The sequence below is a fragment of the Streptomyces sp. NPDC091289 genome (genome assembly GCF_044757365.1).
Lineage (GTDB): Bacteria > Actinomycetota > Actinomycetes > Streptomycetales > Streptomycetaceae > Streptomyces.
Genome location: NZ_JBIVUT010000009.1, coordinates 62,817 through 77,011 on the forward strand (window position 1 = coordinate 62,817; position 14,195 = coordinate 77,011).

Here is a 14,195-nt window from a genome sequence, read left to right on the forward strand (position 1 = left end):
TCACTTGCCCGGCCACACCGGCTCACGCGCCAGACCACCGGCTCACGTGCCCGATCACTGGCTCACTGCTCGTTGGGCACTGGCTCACTGCTCGTTGGGGAACTCCTCGACCACCGTGGCGCCCAGCTCGCGGACGATCAGCTCATGGCCGGAGAGGGCGGAGTCGACGAGATCCGGATCGTCGGCCTCCGGGGTGTCGTCCTCGGGGGCCACGGACCGCGGCGGCTCCGCCCCGTACGAACTGTGGGAGGCCTCGGGGGCGGGCGCGGCCTCCCGGCCCTGCGGCGGTGCGGAGGAGGGCGGCGCCTGCTGGGCGGACGGCGCGTGCTGCCCCTGCGGAGCGTGCTGTCCCTGCGACGGGGGCGAGGACTGCTGCGGGGCGGAGTGCTGGGGCCGGGGCTCGTACGCGACCGGGGCCGCCGGTGCCGCCGGGGCGGGCTGGTACTGCGGGGTGGGACGTCCGCCTCCGCCGGACTGCGGGGGCATCCCGCCGCCACCGGAGGGGTCGACGACCGCCTCGATGCGCCACTGGGCGTTGAAGCGTTCGACAAGGGCCTGCTTGAGGATCTCCTCGCTGCCGCTGCCGGCGAAGTTGTCCCGGGCGCCCGCGTTGAGGAAGCCGATCCGGAGCGTCGTCCCGTCGAACCCGGCGACCTGGGCGTTCTGGCTGAGCAGGATCCAGGTGAAGCGGCGGCGGCTCTTGACCGCCTCCAGGATGTCGGGCCACATGTTCCGCACCTGGGCGGCGCCCTGGGCCATGTCCTGACCGCCCGCGGGCGCGGCCGGTGCGGCGTGGGCCGCCGGGGCCTGGGTGACCGGGGCGGCGGCGGGCGGCGGGGTGGCGGCGGGGGCCGGGCCGCTGCCGGGGGTGGACGCGGTGGGCCAGCCGCCAGGACGACGGGCCTGGTCCCCGGCTCCTGCTCCTGCGGCAGCGGGCCAGGACCCGGGCCGCTGGGTGGGCTCGGGGGCCTGCGGGGCGGGCGTGTGAGCCGGGGCGGGAGCCTGCGGGGCGGGCTCGGCGGCGGGCGGCGCGTAGGCGGCGGGTGCGGGGGCGGGCGTCCCGGGTGCGGGGGCCTCGCCCCGTACGGCGGCACGGGCGACGTCCGGACCGGCGGGGGCGTGACCCTGGGGAGCGTGGGCCTCGGGCCCCGGCACGTACCCCATGGGAGCAGCGCCGGCGGGCGGGGCGGCGAACGAGGCGGCAGCGGCGGCGGCCGAGGCCCCGCGCTCCAGCCGGTCGAGCCGGGCCTGCAGCGACCGCTCGTCGTCGTAGGCGGCGGGCAGGAGGACCCGGGCGCAGATCAGCTCCACCTGGAGGCGCGGCGAGGTGGCCCCGCGCATCTCCGTGAGCCCGTCGTTGACCAGGTCGGCGGCGCGGCTCAGCTCGGCGGCGCCGAAGACGGAGGCCTGGGCCTGCATACGCTCGACGACATCGGCGGGGGCGTCGATGAGCCCCTTCTCCCCCGCGTCCGGCACGGCGGCGAGGATCACCAGATCACGCAGCCGCTCCAGGAGATCGGCCACGAACCGACGGGGATCGTTGCCACCCTCGATGACCCGGTCCACGACCTCGAAGGCGGCGGCCCCGTCCCCGGCGGCGAAGGCGTCGATGATCGAGTCGAGCAGCGAGGAGTCCGTGTACCCGAGGAGCGAGGTCGCCATGGCATACGTCACACCGTCGTCGGCCGCACCGGCCAGCAACTGGTCCATGACGGACATGGAGTCACGCACGGACCCGGCCCCGGCCCGCACGACGAGCGGGAGGACGCCGTCCTCGACGGCACTGTTCTCCCGCCCACAAACATCGGCGAGATAGCTGCGCAGGGTCCCAGGAGGAACGAGCCGGAACGGATAGTGGTGCGTACGCGACCGGATCGTCCCGATGACCTTCTCGGGCTCGGTCGTCGCGAAGATGAACTTGAGGTGCTCCGGCGGCTCCTCGACCACCTTCAGCAGGGCGTTGAAGCCCGCCGGGGTGACCATGTGCGCCTCGTCGATGATGTAGATCTTGTAACGACTGGAGGCGGGCCCGAAGAACGCCTTCTCACGCAGATCACGGGCATCGTCCACACCACCGTGCGAGGCGGCGTCGATCTCGATCACATCGATGGACCCCGGCCCGTTGCGCGCGAGGTCCTGGCACGACTGGCACTCCCCGCACGGGGTCGGCGTGGGCCCCTTTTCGCAGTTCAGACAGCGGGCGAGGATGCGCGCACTGGTCGTCTTTCCACAGCCGCGCGGCCCGCTGAACAGGTACGCGTGATTGACCCGGTTGTTCCGCAGGGCCTGCTGGAGCGGGTCAGTGACATGCTCCTGACCGATGACCTCGGCGAACGACTCGGGGCGGTAGCGGCGGTACAGCGCAAGGGACGACACACCTACGAGGTTATCGGGGCCGACTGACAACGGAACCCACGTCGCCCGTGCCGCCCGCCCACTCAAGGCCCCCGGGAACGCAAAGGGCCCCCCACGCACCCGCCAGAGCCAACCTACCCTTGCTGCCTTCCGGCCCTGGGGGAGTTCAGTCAGATAGCGCCACGTGAGGGGCTGACGCCCACCTTAGCGGATCCCCACCCCCTCCGGTCCACCCGCCCGCCCCTGTCGAACGACGGCCGACCGACCTGACGGGCCCCCTCAGGACGATCTCCGGGGAACGTGTTCGCGAGCACCCTCCAACGTCTTGTATTGTTTGCGGCGGAGGATTCGCCTAGTGGCCTAGGGCGCACGCTTGGAAAGCGTGTTGGGGGCAACCCCTCACGAGTTCGAATCTCGTATCCTCCGCCATTGCTCTCACCGGGCAATACGTCGAAGGCCCCCGCAGCTTGCTGCGGGGGCCTTCGACGCTGTACGGACCGCGTTCTCCCGGCCGACTGCGATCACAAGCTGCCGGTACACGGCGTCGCACGCAGGTGACACGGGCGGGACCGCTCAGAGGTGCAGCCTCATGACCATGACCGCGTACACCGGGGAGTCGGCGAAGGGCTGCTGCTCGCCCGCCTTCTCGTAGCCCCACGACTCGTACAGGTCCTGCGCCTTCGGGTGCGTGACGTCGACCAGCAGTACCGCGAGATCTTCGCCGCGTTCCTTCAGCAGGGCTTCGTGGAGCCGCTCCGAGATCCCCTGCCCTCGCCACTGCGGGCGGACCATGACCTCGGAGACGGCGTAGGTCGCGGTGTAGCCGTTGTTCGGCGCGAACGCCGTGGGGCGCCACCACTCACACGGCCCGCCTGGAGCGGGGCGCCGTACGCGAAGCCGGTCGGCTCGTCGCCGTCGAAGGCGACGACGCAGGTGAAGCCGTCCATCCCTGACCAGTGATCGACGAACCACGGGAACCGCTGGTTGAACTCGTTGTCCATCGCATCGGCGTAGGCGTCGGCGTGCACATCGATCAGCATCTGCCTGAAGTCCTCGGGGATGCTTCCCCGTCCGTAGTGCCGCAGGTCGATCACCCTGGTCACGTTCGGCTCCATTCATCTCGCATGCGGTCTGCCCAGTCGCGGGCGTACGTCGTCGACGGCGCCAGCCGGAACAGGTCTCGGTGAAAGTCCCCGATCAGGGTGCGCATCCGCCCCGGCAATGGAGCGCCCTCCATGATCGTGAAAACGGTGGCCGCGGTCGCCGTGGCCTGCTCGGGCTCGCCCTGGCGGAGTTGCGCCAGGGCGAGTTGGCAGGTGGCCAGCGCACGGTTGCGCTGGAACTCCGCCGGGATCCTGGCCAGGGCCCGGTGCGCCATCGCCTCGGCCTCGGAGGGCTCCCCGTAGTGGTTGAGGATGATCGCCGCGAGGTGGTTGAGTTCGGCCGGCCCGTAGAACGCGGTCCATCGGGGACGCTCGTCCTCGGCCGCATTCCGGTAGTTCTCCTGCGCTGCATCCAGGGACCGCCGAGCAGCCCGCAGGTCCCCCAGCGACGAGTGGGCGAGCGCGAGACGGACGCGGCTCATGGAGCCGAAGAACGGATCCCCGCAGGCGGCCGAGGAGGCGTTGGCCGCCTGAGCTGCCGCGAGCTGTTCCGGCCAGTTCTTCCGCTGGTAAGCGAGCATGGCGATGTTGACCCACACGCGCATGCCCGTGGACGGGTCCTGGGAGAAGCCGGCGAACGTGGACGACTCGTGCAGGTACATCCGGGCCTTGTCCAGGTCGCGCAGGTCGATGCACGACCAAGCGGCGACGGTAGTGAACTCGGCCGCGAGCGCGTACAGGGCACGGCGTACACGTTCACTGGCGTTCCGCTGCTGAAGCTCCAGCACCTTGGCGCGAGCTTCGAGGGCCGTGCTCGCCAGGGAGGTATGCCCGCCTTGGCGGTCGTCGGCCTCCACAAGCTGGTTCATGCCGGCCGACGCTCGCGCCACGTCCGCCATGCCCACCGACCGACGTTGCTTGACCACCGGAACGGCTGCGGCTGCCGTTCCGGTGGTGGAAGCGATGAAATCGCGACGCCGCACGGGGCCCTCCGGGGGATGCTGCATGGAGCTGGGTGCGCTGAACCCTAAGTCCGCCACGGGGCAGCCGAACACACGCTCAAGTGCTACGCAAGTGCGTCCGATTGGGCGTCGGCTTGATCCGTTGAGCAGGTTGCGGACCGTCCGGGAGGAGATACCTCCGGGCCGGCCGGTGATCTCCCGTAGCGCGGCGTTCAGGCGACGCGAGCCGACAACTCCTCCTGCGTGAAACCGAGTTGATCCAATCGACCCTCAAGAACGAAATCGCCCCCCATGCACTGAACGTAATCTCGCCATCACTCTGACGCCTAGAGCTCAGGTAATGGGAACGTAAAGTCTTCCGGTTGGCGGGGTGCGCGAATCCGGGACTCTTCCTGTGCGGTGCGCTCATCACTCGTTGACTGGTCATAGGCCGCAAAGCCAAGTTCGACGCGGCGGCACGGAGGAAATCCCAGTCCTGCCTCGCTTGTCCGGACCGGGAACCCAGCCGGAGGGAAAGACCTTGTGACCATGACCGTCGCTCAACCGAATGCGATCGGCTCCCCGGGTTACACCGCGGAGGTGCCCTGCGTACGCGAATCTGTGAGCCGCGCCCGCGCTCTCGTCTCCCATGTGCTGGCGGTCTGGGGCACGGACGACGACGCGACCGGCTACGGAAAGGTCATCGTCACCGAACTGCTGGCCAACGCCGTCGAACACACCGACACCCCGGTGTCGAGAGTCCTCATCGAGCGTCCGGGCAACGGCGCCGTCCACATCGGAGTCTCCGACCGCTCGCACGACGTTCCCCACCTGAAGACGACCGACCTGAACGCTGAGAGCAGCCGGGGCCTGAGTCTGGTCGCGGCGATGAGTTCGCGGTGGGGCTACGAAACGCACCCGTGGGGCAAGGTCACCTGGGCTGCGGTCAAGGCTTCGGCCGGGAGAACGCAGTGACCACCGAGCTGGCTCCGGAACCCCAGCCGAGAAGTGGACGCCACGAGCGGTTCCCGGCATGGAAACCGCTCGATATCGAGGAGGTCTTCGACGAACTCGACTCAGCGATCGGCGATCAGCCGCCACCTGTTACAACGACTGTCGCCCTGCTCGACGACCTGGGACCGAGTGACGCACGCCCCCGCTGTTTACAGATTCCCCTCACTACATCGAGGCTGCTCGCTCCGATACTCGCCCCGCCCAGTTGCTGGCGTTACGAAACATGCGTGCTTGCCATTACCCACACCCAACGCTGTGACCTGCGATTCTCCTGCCCTCGCCCCCTGTCTGATCAAATAATCCATGACGGCGCACACCTAGGGACAGGGGAGGAATTATGAACGAATTCGTGGTCGCTACCGCTGCGGTCGCAGCAGGAGGAGTGGCACTAATCCGCGCCTACTGGGAGGGCCGCACTCGATACACTCTGGCGGAAGCCGCAGCGAAAAGGGTAGCCTTTCGCGACCCGCTCGAAGCACCTAAAGCTCCGATCGAAAATATCCCAAGATGACTAAGATTACAGAGAGTGGCCCCTATTCGACACTGGAGCATGTGCAAGATTTACTCGAGGAACTCAAGAATCCAAGCACTTACGAACTAGATGATCATTCGCCATACGTTTCTCATCGACTGCACAAAATCGCCCTCGCCCTGACGCTATTCCATGCTTCGAATAGCGTAACAGTAAACCGCTTTAAACTAGGGGGACTCATGGCATCGTCCAATCGAGACCGACAACGAGTGGCGCAAATTCTACTTGCAGCTCGAGAAGGAATGAAGACTCAACTAAAACAACACGGCCTCCGCATCGAACACCTTTGGGAGCATCGTCACGAATGCCCTCAAATCCAAGAAGTGGCTCACGATTTGAGGTTCACACTCCACGTTTCCTGCGAGGGGTGTAGCGCAGATATCACAAAGAGTCAGCTTGAATGGAATCCCGGCCCACCGCGAGAATATTGCGACAAAAAGTGCAAACAGAAAGCATACCGTCGGCGACGCAGCCGGGAGAACGCCGCCGCACAATCAAAGGTCCATACTCGGACGAGTTGAAGGTGCTGGGTCGTCTCGGTTTCCGTCTCGTTCAGCGGCGTTCATGACAGGTCCTCACCCCTCACGAGTTCGAATCTCGGATCCTCCGCCATTGCTCTCACCGGGCAATACGTCGAAGGCCCCCCGCAGCTTGCTGCGGGGGGCCTTCGACGTTCGTGGTCGAACCGGGCCTGCGCGCGGTCAAGGTCGAGGCAGAGGTCAAGGTCGAGAAGATTCAAGCTGTCCGGGTCCGGCCCGGCCCCGTGGTGCGGGTCTCCGTGGCCGTCACCGCCGTCCCCGGCCGACGAGGTCCGCGACCGCCTCGGCGACGTGGTCCACCTCCTCCTCGGTGTTGTAGTAGTGCGGCGACAGGCGCAGGCACCATTCGACGTCCTTGTCCGTGAAGTCGAACTGCGCGAACTCGCGGAAGCTGAGGGCCGAGTTGATGCCGCGGGCGTCCATGGCCTCCTTGAACGGGTGCGGCTGCCAGCCCTCCACGTCGAAGGTGACCAGTGCGGCCAGGCGCGGGCCGCGGTCGAGTACGCGTACCCCGGGCAGGGGGCGGAGCCGGTCGCGGAGGCGGGCCGCGAGGGCCGGTGTGCGCTGTTCGATGGCCTCGATGCCGACCTTGCGGGCGTAGCGCGTCGCGGCCGCGCTGCCGAGCACCGTGGCGTAGGGGAACTCCCACTCCTCGAACCGGGCCGCCGTCCCGACCGGCTCGTAGTCGCCCGGCGCGGTCCAGCGGGCGCCGTGCATGTCGATGAACAGCGGTTCGTAGCCGGCGCGCAGGACGCGGTCGGAGACGTACAGGAATCCGGATCCGCGCGGGCCGCGGAGGAACTTGCGGCAGGTGGCGGTGAGCAGGTCGCAGCCGATCTCTTCCACGTCGATGACGAACTGGCCCACCGACTGGCAGGCGTCGACCAGGTAGAGCAGGTCCAGCTCGCGGCAGTGGCGGCCGATTTCGGCGACCGGCGAGACCAGGCCCGAGTTGGTCGGGACATGGGTGGCGGACACCAGGCGCGGGCGGAGGCTCCGCATCAGCGCGGCCATCGCCTCCACATCGACTCCGCCCTCGGGTGCGTCGGGCGCGTGGACGATGCGTACGCCGAAGCGCTTGCGCAGGGACAGGAAGGCGATCTGATTGGAGACGAAGTCGTCGCGGGTGGTGAGGATGACGTCGTCGGCCTCGAACGGGATCGACGACAGGGCGTTGGCGTAGGCGTGGGTGGCGCTGCCCGCGAAGGCGATGTTGTCGGGCGTGGTGTTGATGAGGGCGGCAATCTCCGTGTAGAAAGCGCGGACTTCGCCGGCGCGGGCGGCCGACGCCTCGTAACCGCCGATGCGTGCTTCGAGGTTCAGATGGCCGACCATCGCGTCGAGAACCGGGGCGGCCAGCAGTCCGCAGCCCGCGTTGTTGAAGTGGATGACCTGTCGGCAGCCCGGGGTGTCCGACCGCAGGGCGGTCACGTCCAAGTGAAGTGCTTCCGGGGCGGGTTCGGTAGCGCTATTCTTGTTCCTCATGAATGACGGTAGCACTTCTGGGGAGTTGGCCGACAGCATCCGTACGCTGCTCTCCCGGCTTTCGCCCGGCGACCGACTGCCGAGCAGCCGGGAGCTGATCAGGGAGTACCGCGTCGGCCCCGCGACCGTGGCGCGGGCCATCGCCGCGCTGGCCGCCGAAGGCGCGGTGGTGACCCGCCCCGGCAGCGGTACGTACGTGGCGCAGCGCACCCGGCCCCGCGACGAGGTCACTGCCGCCGACACGGCCTGGCAGACCGTCGCCCTCACCGACCGGGCCGTCGACACCCGTCTGATCGCCGAACCGCTCGGACCGCCGCCGGCCGGGACGATCGCCCTGGACGGCGGTTACGTGCACCGCTCCCTCCAGCCCACCCGGGCCCTGAGCGCGGCCCTGGCGCGGGCGGCACGCCGGCCGGACGCCTGGGACCGCGCCCCGGTCGGCGGCTTGACGGCGCTGCGTACCGTGTTCGCCCGGATCGTCGGCGGCAGCGTGACAGCGGAGGACGTGCTGGTCACCGCGGGCGGGCAGAGCGCCCTGTCGATCGCGTTCCGGGCCGTCGCCGGGCCGGGCAGCCCGGTTCTGGTGGAGTCGCCCACCTATCCGCGGGCCCTGGCCGCCGCCCGCGCCGCAGGACTGCGGCCGGTGCCGGTGCCGCTCGACGCCGACGGCGTACGGCCCGACCTGCTGGCCGACGCGTTCGCGATGACCGGCGCACGGCTGCTGTACTGCCAGCCGACGTACCAGAATCCGACCGGCACCGTGCTGGCGCCCGAACGACGCAGCCAGATCCTCGATGTGGCGCGCGCTTCGGGCGCGTTCGTGATCGAGGACGATTTCGCGCGGCACCTGGGACACGGCGGACCGGTGCCCCCACCGCTGGTCGCCGACGACCCCGACGGCACGGTCGTCCACGTGACCTCACTCACCAAGCCCGCGGCGCCGAGCCTGCGGATCGGGGCGCTGGTGGCTCGCGGGCCGGTGATGGAGCGGATGCGGGCGGTGCGCCTCGTCGACGACTTCTTCGTCACCCGCCCACTGCAGGAGGCCGCACTGGAGGTGCTCAGCTCGCCGTCCTGGGACCGGCACGTACGGTCTCTCGGCGTGGCACTCCGGGAGCGGTGCGCCACGCTGGCCGCCGCCCTCGCCCGGGAAGTGCCCGGTGTGGCCTTGAACGCCGTGCCCGCGGGCGGGCTCCACCTGTGGGTCCGTCTACCGGCCGGCGTGGACGACACCGTACTGACGAGCGCCGCGCGGCAACGCGGCGTCGCCGTGAGCGCCGGCAGCCGCTACTTCGCCACCGAGCCGCCGGCGGCCCACCTGCGTATCGGGTTCGCCGCCGCCGACCACACCGAGCTGACCGAGGGTGCACATCGGCTGGGGGCCGCGCTGGCGGATCTCGGCCCTGGGCAGGGGTGAGGGGGTGCAGGCCGGGCGGTACGTCATGCCCGGCGGGCGCGGCCCAGGCGGAGGGCCGAGACCAGGAAGAAGACGCCGCCGAGGAAGGCGTAACCGGCCAGGTTGGTCAGGGAGGCGCCGTCCTTGCCCGCCTGGGCGATGAACGAGGCGCCGGCGAGCGTGGAGATGCCGCCGCTGGCGATCATCGCCCACTGGCCGCCCAGTTGGCGTCGGGCGACGCCGACGACGAGCTGGACGAGGCCCGCCGTGACGGCCCAGACGCCCCAGACCCGCAGCACGGCGGGGATGCCGGAGGTGGCGGCGACGGCGAGGCCGATGCCGGTGAGGGCGCTGAGCGCGATGTTCACGTACAGGGCGCGTACCGGCTGGCCGTCGGCCCGGGCGGACCGGATGTCGGCGACCGCGCAGGCCACGTCGAACAGGGGATAGATCACCAGCAGTGCGGCCGTGAGCGCGCCCAGCGTGTCGGCGGTCGCGAACAGCAGGGCGGCCCAGACCGCGGCGAACGCGAAGCGCAGGAAGTACAGCTTGCGCAGGGCGGTGGGAACGCTGACGGGAGCGGTACCGACGAGGGTGTCCATGGAGGTTCCTTTCAGGAGGACCGCGTGGCTATCGGCCGGGCGGTCGGCCGGGCACCGGAGGCTCTCCACTCAACGAGGGAGAACGTTCGGTCTCGCTCTCCATTCAAGGGAACAGGGTCGCCCCTGTCAAGACCGAACGTTCTCCCTCACGGGTGCGGTAATCTGGCCGCATGAGTGAGGGCACGGGAAGGGCCAGTACGTCGGCGGCGCGGGCGCGGCTGCTCGACACGGCGACCAGAATCTTCTACGCGGAGGGCATCCACTCCGTCGGCGTCGACCGGATCATCGCGGAGGCGCAGGTCACCCGCGCCACGCTGTACCGCCACTTCACCGGCAAGGAAGAGCTCGTCCTCGCCTACCTCGACCAGGCCGACCGGGGCATCCGGGCGGGCATCGAGGCCGCGCGGGCGGGCGAGCCGTCGGCGGCCGACGCAGTCCGGGCGATCGGCAGGTTCATCACCGGAGGCATCCAGAGCCCCGGCTTCCGCGGCTGCGCCTTCCTCAACGCGGCGGCCGAATACCCCGACCCCGCCCACCCCATCCACCAGGCCGTCCTGGCCCACCGCCGGTGGTTCCTGGAAACCGTCACCGAACTGCTGGCACAGGTCGGCGACGAGCCCGCCGAGGGAGCGGGCCGGCACCTCGTCATGCTCCGCGACGGCGCCATGGCCGCGGGCTGCCTCTCCGACCCGAAGCCGATCGCCGAGACCTTCCTCCTGGGCGTCGAGGGAATCCTGCGGGCACGCGGGGCCTGAGGGCCTCCGGCCTATACAGGCAGGTCCCGCGTACGCGGCCCGGCTCCGTCCGGAACGGATGTCGTCAAAGGCATCTGGCCCCCCGGCACGTTCACTTAGCCTGAAACCGGGGAAACGGGCCGCAGCCGCGGGCCGCCCGCTTCACGGGGCAGGGACGTCATGGACGCGGAGATCATGCAGTGGGTGGACCAGGCCGGGCCGTACCTGGCAGCCGCCGTCGGCGCCTACGGGACGGCCGTTCTCACCCGGGCGGAGGGGACCGCGGTGGATGGCACCGCGGCCCTGGGACGCCGCATCCTGCAGACCCTGTGGCGCCGCCAGAACTCGTCCGGGCGGACCGAGCTGGAACAGGCCGTGGCCGAGGCTGCCGACCGGCCGGAGGACGCGGACGCCACTGCCGGGCTGCGGCAGCAGCTGGAGCGGGCACTGCGCGAGGACGTCGAACTGCGGGGTGAACTGGCCACCTTGTTGGGGGCGGCGATGCCGGGGGTACGGACGGGGGACCACAGTCCGTCCGTCTCCCACAGCGAAATCGGCGGGGACAACATCCAGATCGGGCAGGCGGGCGGAGCCGTGCGGATCGGCCGGACCTGACCGGTGTCGTCGGCGGGTTCGGGGGGAGCGAGGGCAGCACAAGTGAACCGCCCGTCCGTGGACAGCTCGTGGATCGGCGGTCACAACATCCAGATCGGGGAGGTCACCGGCGACCTGTCCATCCTTCTGGAACGGCCCTCGTTCCGGGTGGAGCTTCTCAGCCCGGCGCAGTCGCCCGGGCCGCCGGCGAGCGTGCGGCATCAGCCGAGCTACCTGCTGCATCCGGGAAACCGGGTGGTTCCCTACTCCCCGCCGATCGCCGACCTGCGGGCACTCACCGTCTGGCGGGACGGCCCGGAGGGCCTCTCGGTGCTTCTGCTCCACGGACCGGGCGGGCAGGGCAAGACGCGTACCGCACAGCATTTCGCCTCCCGCGCCGCTGCCGAAGGGTGGTCCGTCGCACAGGCCAGGGACCTCACGACACCGGTGCCGGCGTTGCCTCTCGCCCGGCGGGAGATCGGCGAACAGCTGCTGATCGTCGTCGACTACGCCGAGCGCTGGCGCTACACGAGCCTGCTGGAGATGCTCGCATCCGTACGTTCCGCCGAACAGGACCACACCGTGCGGGTCCTGCTGCTGGCCCGATCCCACACTCACCTCTGGGATCAGCTGGAGGCCGAGCTCGACGGCCTGGGTATCGCGTTCGCTCCGCCGGCCGCGCTGACCGGCTTCCCTGAACGGTCGAGGGAGACGCTCTTCCACGAGGCCGCCACCAGCTTCGCTCAGGCCCTGGAGCTGCCCGGCCTGTCACCGCCCGCCCCGGACGACCTGACAGATCCCTCGTACGCCTCACCACTGACCCTTCACATGGCGGCGCTCGCCGCCGTTGTCGCGGCGGGCAACGACGATGGGCGCCCCGGCGACATCTCCCGCTATCTGTTGCTGCACGAGCAACGTCGCTGGAATGCCTCGACCGATGCGGACACCATGCGGGCGCTCGTGACCCTGGCGACCCTCGTCGGCCCCTTCGCCACCCGGAACTCCGCGCGTGAACTGCTGATCGCCGCCGGAGTCACCGACGGGCAGGCCGAAGCCAACCGAGCGCTGACGGCCCACCGCCTCCTGTATCCGAGCGACCAGCACCTGGTGCCGCTGCGCCCCGACCGATTCGCCGAGGACTTCCTCGGCTGGTACCTGGGCCGCGACGACGAGTTCGCCGACGATCTGGCCATGCTCCTGCTCGGCGGCGAAGTCCTGCGGGACGGCGATGTCCGCCAGGCCCTGCTCGTCCTCGCGAACGCCGCGCGCCATGAGGCCGTACGAGACCTCCTGGACCGCGTGATCATCCGGCGGCCGGAACTCGCCGAAACCTCGCCCGCACTCATGCTCGCGGTGGCTGAGCACCTTTCCCTGGGCGCTGTGCTGGTCGTCGCCATACGTCCGGACCCGGGCGTGGAACTGGCATACGCCCGGCTCGAGCTGACGCAACGCATCGTCGAGGCGGTACCCGAGGGAGAGTCCGACGCCGGTGCAATCCTGGTGTGGGGGATGCTCGGCAGCCGACTGCTGGCCTGCGGCGAGAACGTCGAAGCAGCCCGGGTGCTGGGCGAGGCCGTACAGCTCGCGCGGGAGAACCTGGATCTGCTGGACATCACGTCCCTGGCCGAGCTGATCGATCTCCTCAACTTCTATTCCGAGGCGATCGGGAGGATGGGCGGGAATCCGATACCGATCACCGCTGAGGCGATCCAAATCCTGCGGGACCATGCTGACGAAGGCGCAAGAAGAGCGGGGGAAGACGCCACCACCTACAAGGCCGCCCTGGCGAAGAGTCTGAGCAATCATGCCAAGGCGCTCGTCGACTCTGGGGATCCGCAAGGATCGCTCACCGCCGCTCTCGAAGCCGAGGAGCTGTACCAGGAGCTGGCGGCCCGGAACATCGAGCGCTTCACCCCGGCATCGGTCCGCGCCACTGCGAGGATCGCCAGCCTGATGCACGAACTGGACCGCCCCCATGAGGCGGTCGAGTTCGGCATCCGGGCAGCCGACGCCCTGCGCCGGCTGTCCGCCAGTGATCCCCCGATGCACCAGCCCGACTACGCCAGCACGCTGCACAACCTGGGGTTGAGCCTCGGACGGGTCGGCCGGACCGGAGAGGCCGCCGCCGCTCTGGCGAAGGCCGCCGTGCTCCTACGGCACCTCGCGGAGCATGTGCCGCTCCGCTACCTGGAAGAACTGGGCGGATGCCTTTTCGCGCTGGTGGGCGTGCTGGAGGAGGTGGAGACCACCGACGAGCTGATCAAGGTCCGGCGTGAGCTGGTGGGGGTGGAACGGCAGCTCAGAGAGGCCGGGATCTCACAGGACGACCGCAGGTTCGCCATCACCATGGTCCTGCTCGGCCAGAACCTGGTGTCGGTCACGAACTACGCGCAGGCATTGCCGGTCCTCACCGAAGCGATCGAGCTGCTGCACACCGCGTTCCCGGTGTTCTCCGACGCGCTGATCACGACCCTGGCACAGACATACGTGAATCTCAGCAAGGCGCAGAACGGTCTCGAAGACAGGTCTGCCGCGGCAGATTCCGCCCGAGAGGCGGTCCGCATACTCCGCGCGCTCACCACCGACTCCGACTACTCAGAAGGCTCCGACGACTTCGACGAGGCGATCGGGCAGCTCGGACTGGCGTGGGAGCAGTTGGCCTTCTGCCTGCCCGAGGGCGATCCTGAATGCGCCGCCGCCTGGTCGGAGTTCCATCGGATCTTCGGGGCGGATCCTCAGGAGGCCGAGGACCACGCGGAGGAGCGGTCCGCACCGGACACATGACCCCGGGCGGTTCCCGGTTGTGCGAAGACACGGCCGCCCGGCCCCGGGAGCTCACCGCTGTGAAGGGCGGGAGCTCCCCGGTCCGGGCGAGCGGGTCGAACCGGAGTGGCGTGGAC

At 69.5% G+C, this 14,195-nt stretch carries 9 protein-coding genes, 1 tRNA gene, 1 other RNA gene and 1 pseudogene; 6 read left to right on the plus strand and 6 right to left on the minus strand.

Translation table 11 applies throughout. The features are described 5' to 3' along the window. Window positions 1-84: 84 nt before the first annotated feature. Together ACIQPT_RS13735 and ffs are read right to left on the minus strand one after the other, a co-directional pair. Complete coding sequence (locus ACIQPT_RS13735; RefSeq protein ID WP_401155669.1) at window positions 85-2,376, minus strand: DNA polymerase III subunit gamma and tau; 2,292 nt, start codon at window positions 2,374-2,376, stop codon at window positions 85-87. Between the two features lie 80 nt (window positions 2,377-2,456). Beyond that, window positions 2,457-2,551, minus strand: an RNA gene (gene ffs / locus ACIQPT_RS13740) — signal recognition particle sRNA small type. Between the two features lie 145 nt (window positions 2,552-2,696). On the opposite strand from ffs, the gene ACIQPT_RS13745 reads away from it, so the two are divergent. Beyond that, window positions 2,697-2,784: transfer RNA gene (locus ACIQPT_RS13745), tRNA-Ser, on the plus strand. Window positions 2,785-2,928: 144 nt separating this feature from the next. Here ACIQPT_RS13745 and ACIQPT_RS13750 read toward each other — a convergent pair. Next, window positions 2,929-3,470: pseudogene (locus ACIQPT_RS13750) on the minus strand (GNAT family N-acetyltransferase). Then, a complete protein-coding gene (locus ACIQPT_RS13755) occupies window positions 3,455-4,441 on the minus strand; it encodes an XRE family transcriptional regulator (RefSeq protein ID WP_401155670.1) in 987 nt (328 codons plus the stop codon). The pseudogene ACIQPT_RS13750 and the gene ACIQPT_RS13755 overlap by 16 nt, the downstream one beginning before the upstream one ends. A 507-nt stretch (window positions 4,442-4,948) precedes the next feature. On the opposite strand from ACIQPT_RS13755, the gene ACIQPT_RS13760 reads away from it, so the two are divergent. Next, window positions 4,949-5,374: an ATP-binding protein gene (locus tag ACIQPT_RS13760; RefSeq protein ID WP_401155672.1), complete on the plus strand. Its 426-nt coding sequence runs from the start codon at window positions 4,949-4,951 to the stop codon at window positions 5,372-5,374. Window positions 5,375-6,730: 1,356 nt separating this feature from the next. Here the strand turns inward: ACIQPT_RS13760 and ACIQPT_RS13765 are convergent. Beyond that, window positions 6,731-7,915: an aminotransferase class V-fold PLP-dependent enzyme gene (locus ACIQPT_RS13765; RefSeq protein ID WP_401155951.1), complete on the minus strand. Its 1,185-nt coding sequence runs from the start codon at window positions 7,913-7,915 to the stop codon at window positions 6,731-6,733. 52 nt (window positions 7,916-7,967) lie between these two features. Here ACIQPT_RS13765 and ACIQPT_RS13770 point away from each other — a divergent pair, with 52 nt between their 5' ends. Then, a complete protein-coding gene (locus ACIQPT_RS13770) occupies window positions 7,968-9,386 on the plus strand; it encodes a PLP-dependent aminotransferase family protein (RefSeq protein WP_401155674.1) in 1,419 nt (472 codons plus the stop codon). 23 nt (window positions 9,387-9,409) lie between these two features. Here ACIQPT_RS13770 and ACIQPT_RS13775 read toward each other — a convergent pair whose 3' ends face one another. Next, on the minus strand, window positions 9,410-9,967 hold the full coding sequence (locus ACIQPT_RS13775; protein WP_401155676.1) for a hypothetical protein: 558 nt from the start codon (window positions 9,965-9,967) through the stop codon (window positions 9,410-9,412). Window positions 9,968-10,137: 170 nt separating this feature from the next. Here ACIQPT_RS13775 and ACIQPT_RS13780 point away from each other — a divergent pair, with 170 nt between their 5' ends. From ACIQPT_RS13780 to ACIQPT_RS13790, 3 genes are all read left to right on the plus strand, one after another. Further along, window positions 10,138-10,722, plus strand: coding sequence for a TetR/AcrR family transcriptional regulator (locus ACIQPT_RS13780; RefSeq protein ID WP_218525748.1), 585 nt, complete (start codon window positions 10,138-10,140; stop codon window positions 10,720-10,722). A gap of 159 nt (window positions 10,723-10,881) precedes the next feature. Beyond that, window positions 10,882-11,316 (plus strand): hypothetical protein, encoded by a 435-nt coding sequence (locus ACIQPT_RS13785; RefSeq protein WP_401155678.1) that lies wholly within the window; start codon window positions 10,882-10,884, stop codon window positions 11,314-11,316. 42 nt (window positions 11,317-11,358) lie between these two features. After that, window positions 11,359-14,079, plus strand: coding sequence for a tetratricopeptide repeat protein (locus tag ACIQPT_RS13790; RefSeq protein ID WP_401155680.1), 2,721 nt, complete (start codon window positions 11,359-11,361; stop codon window positions 14,077-14,079). The last annotated feature ends 116 nt before the right edge of the window (window positions 14,080-14,195 follow it).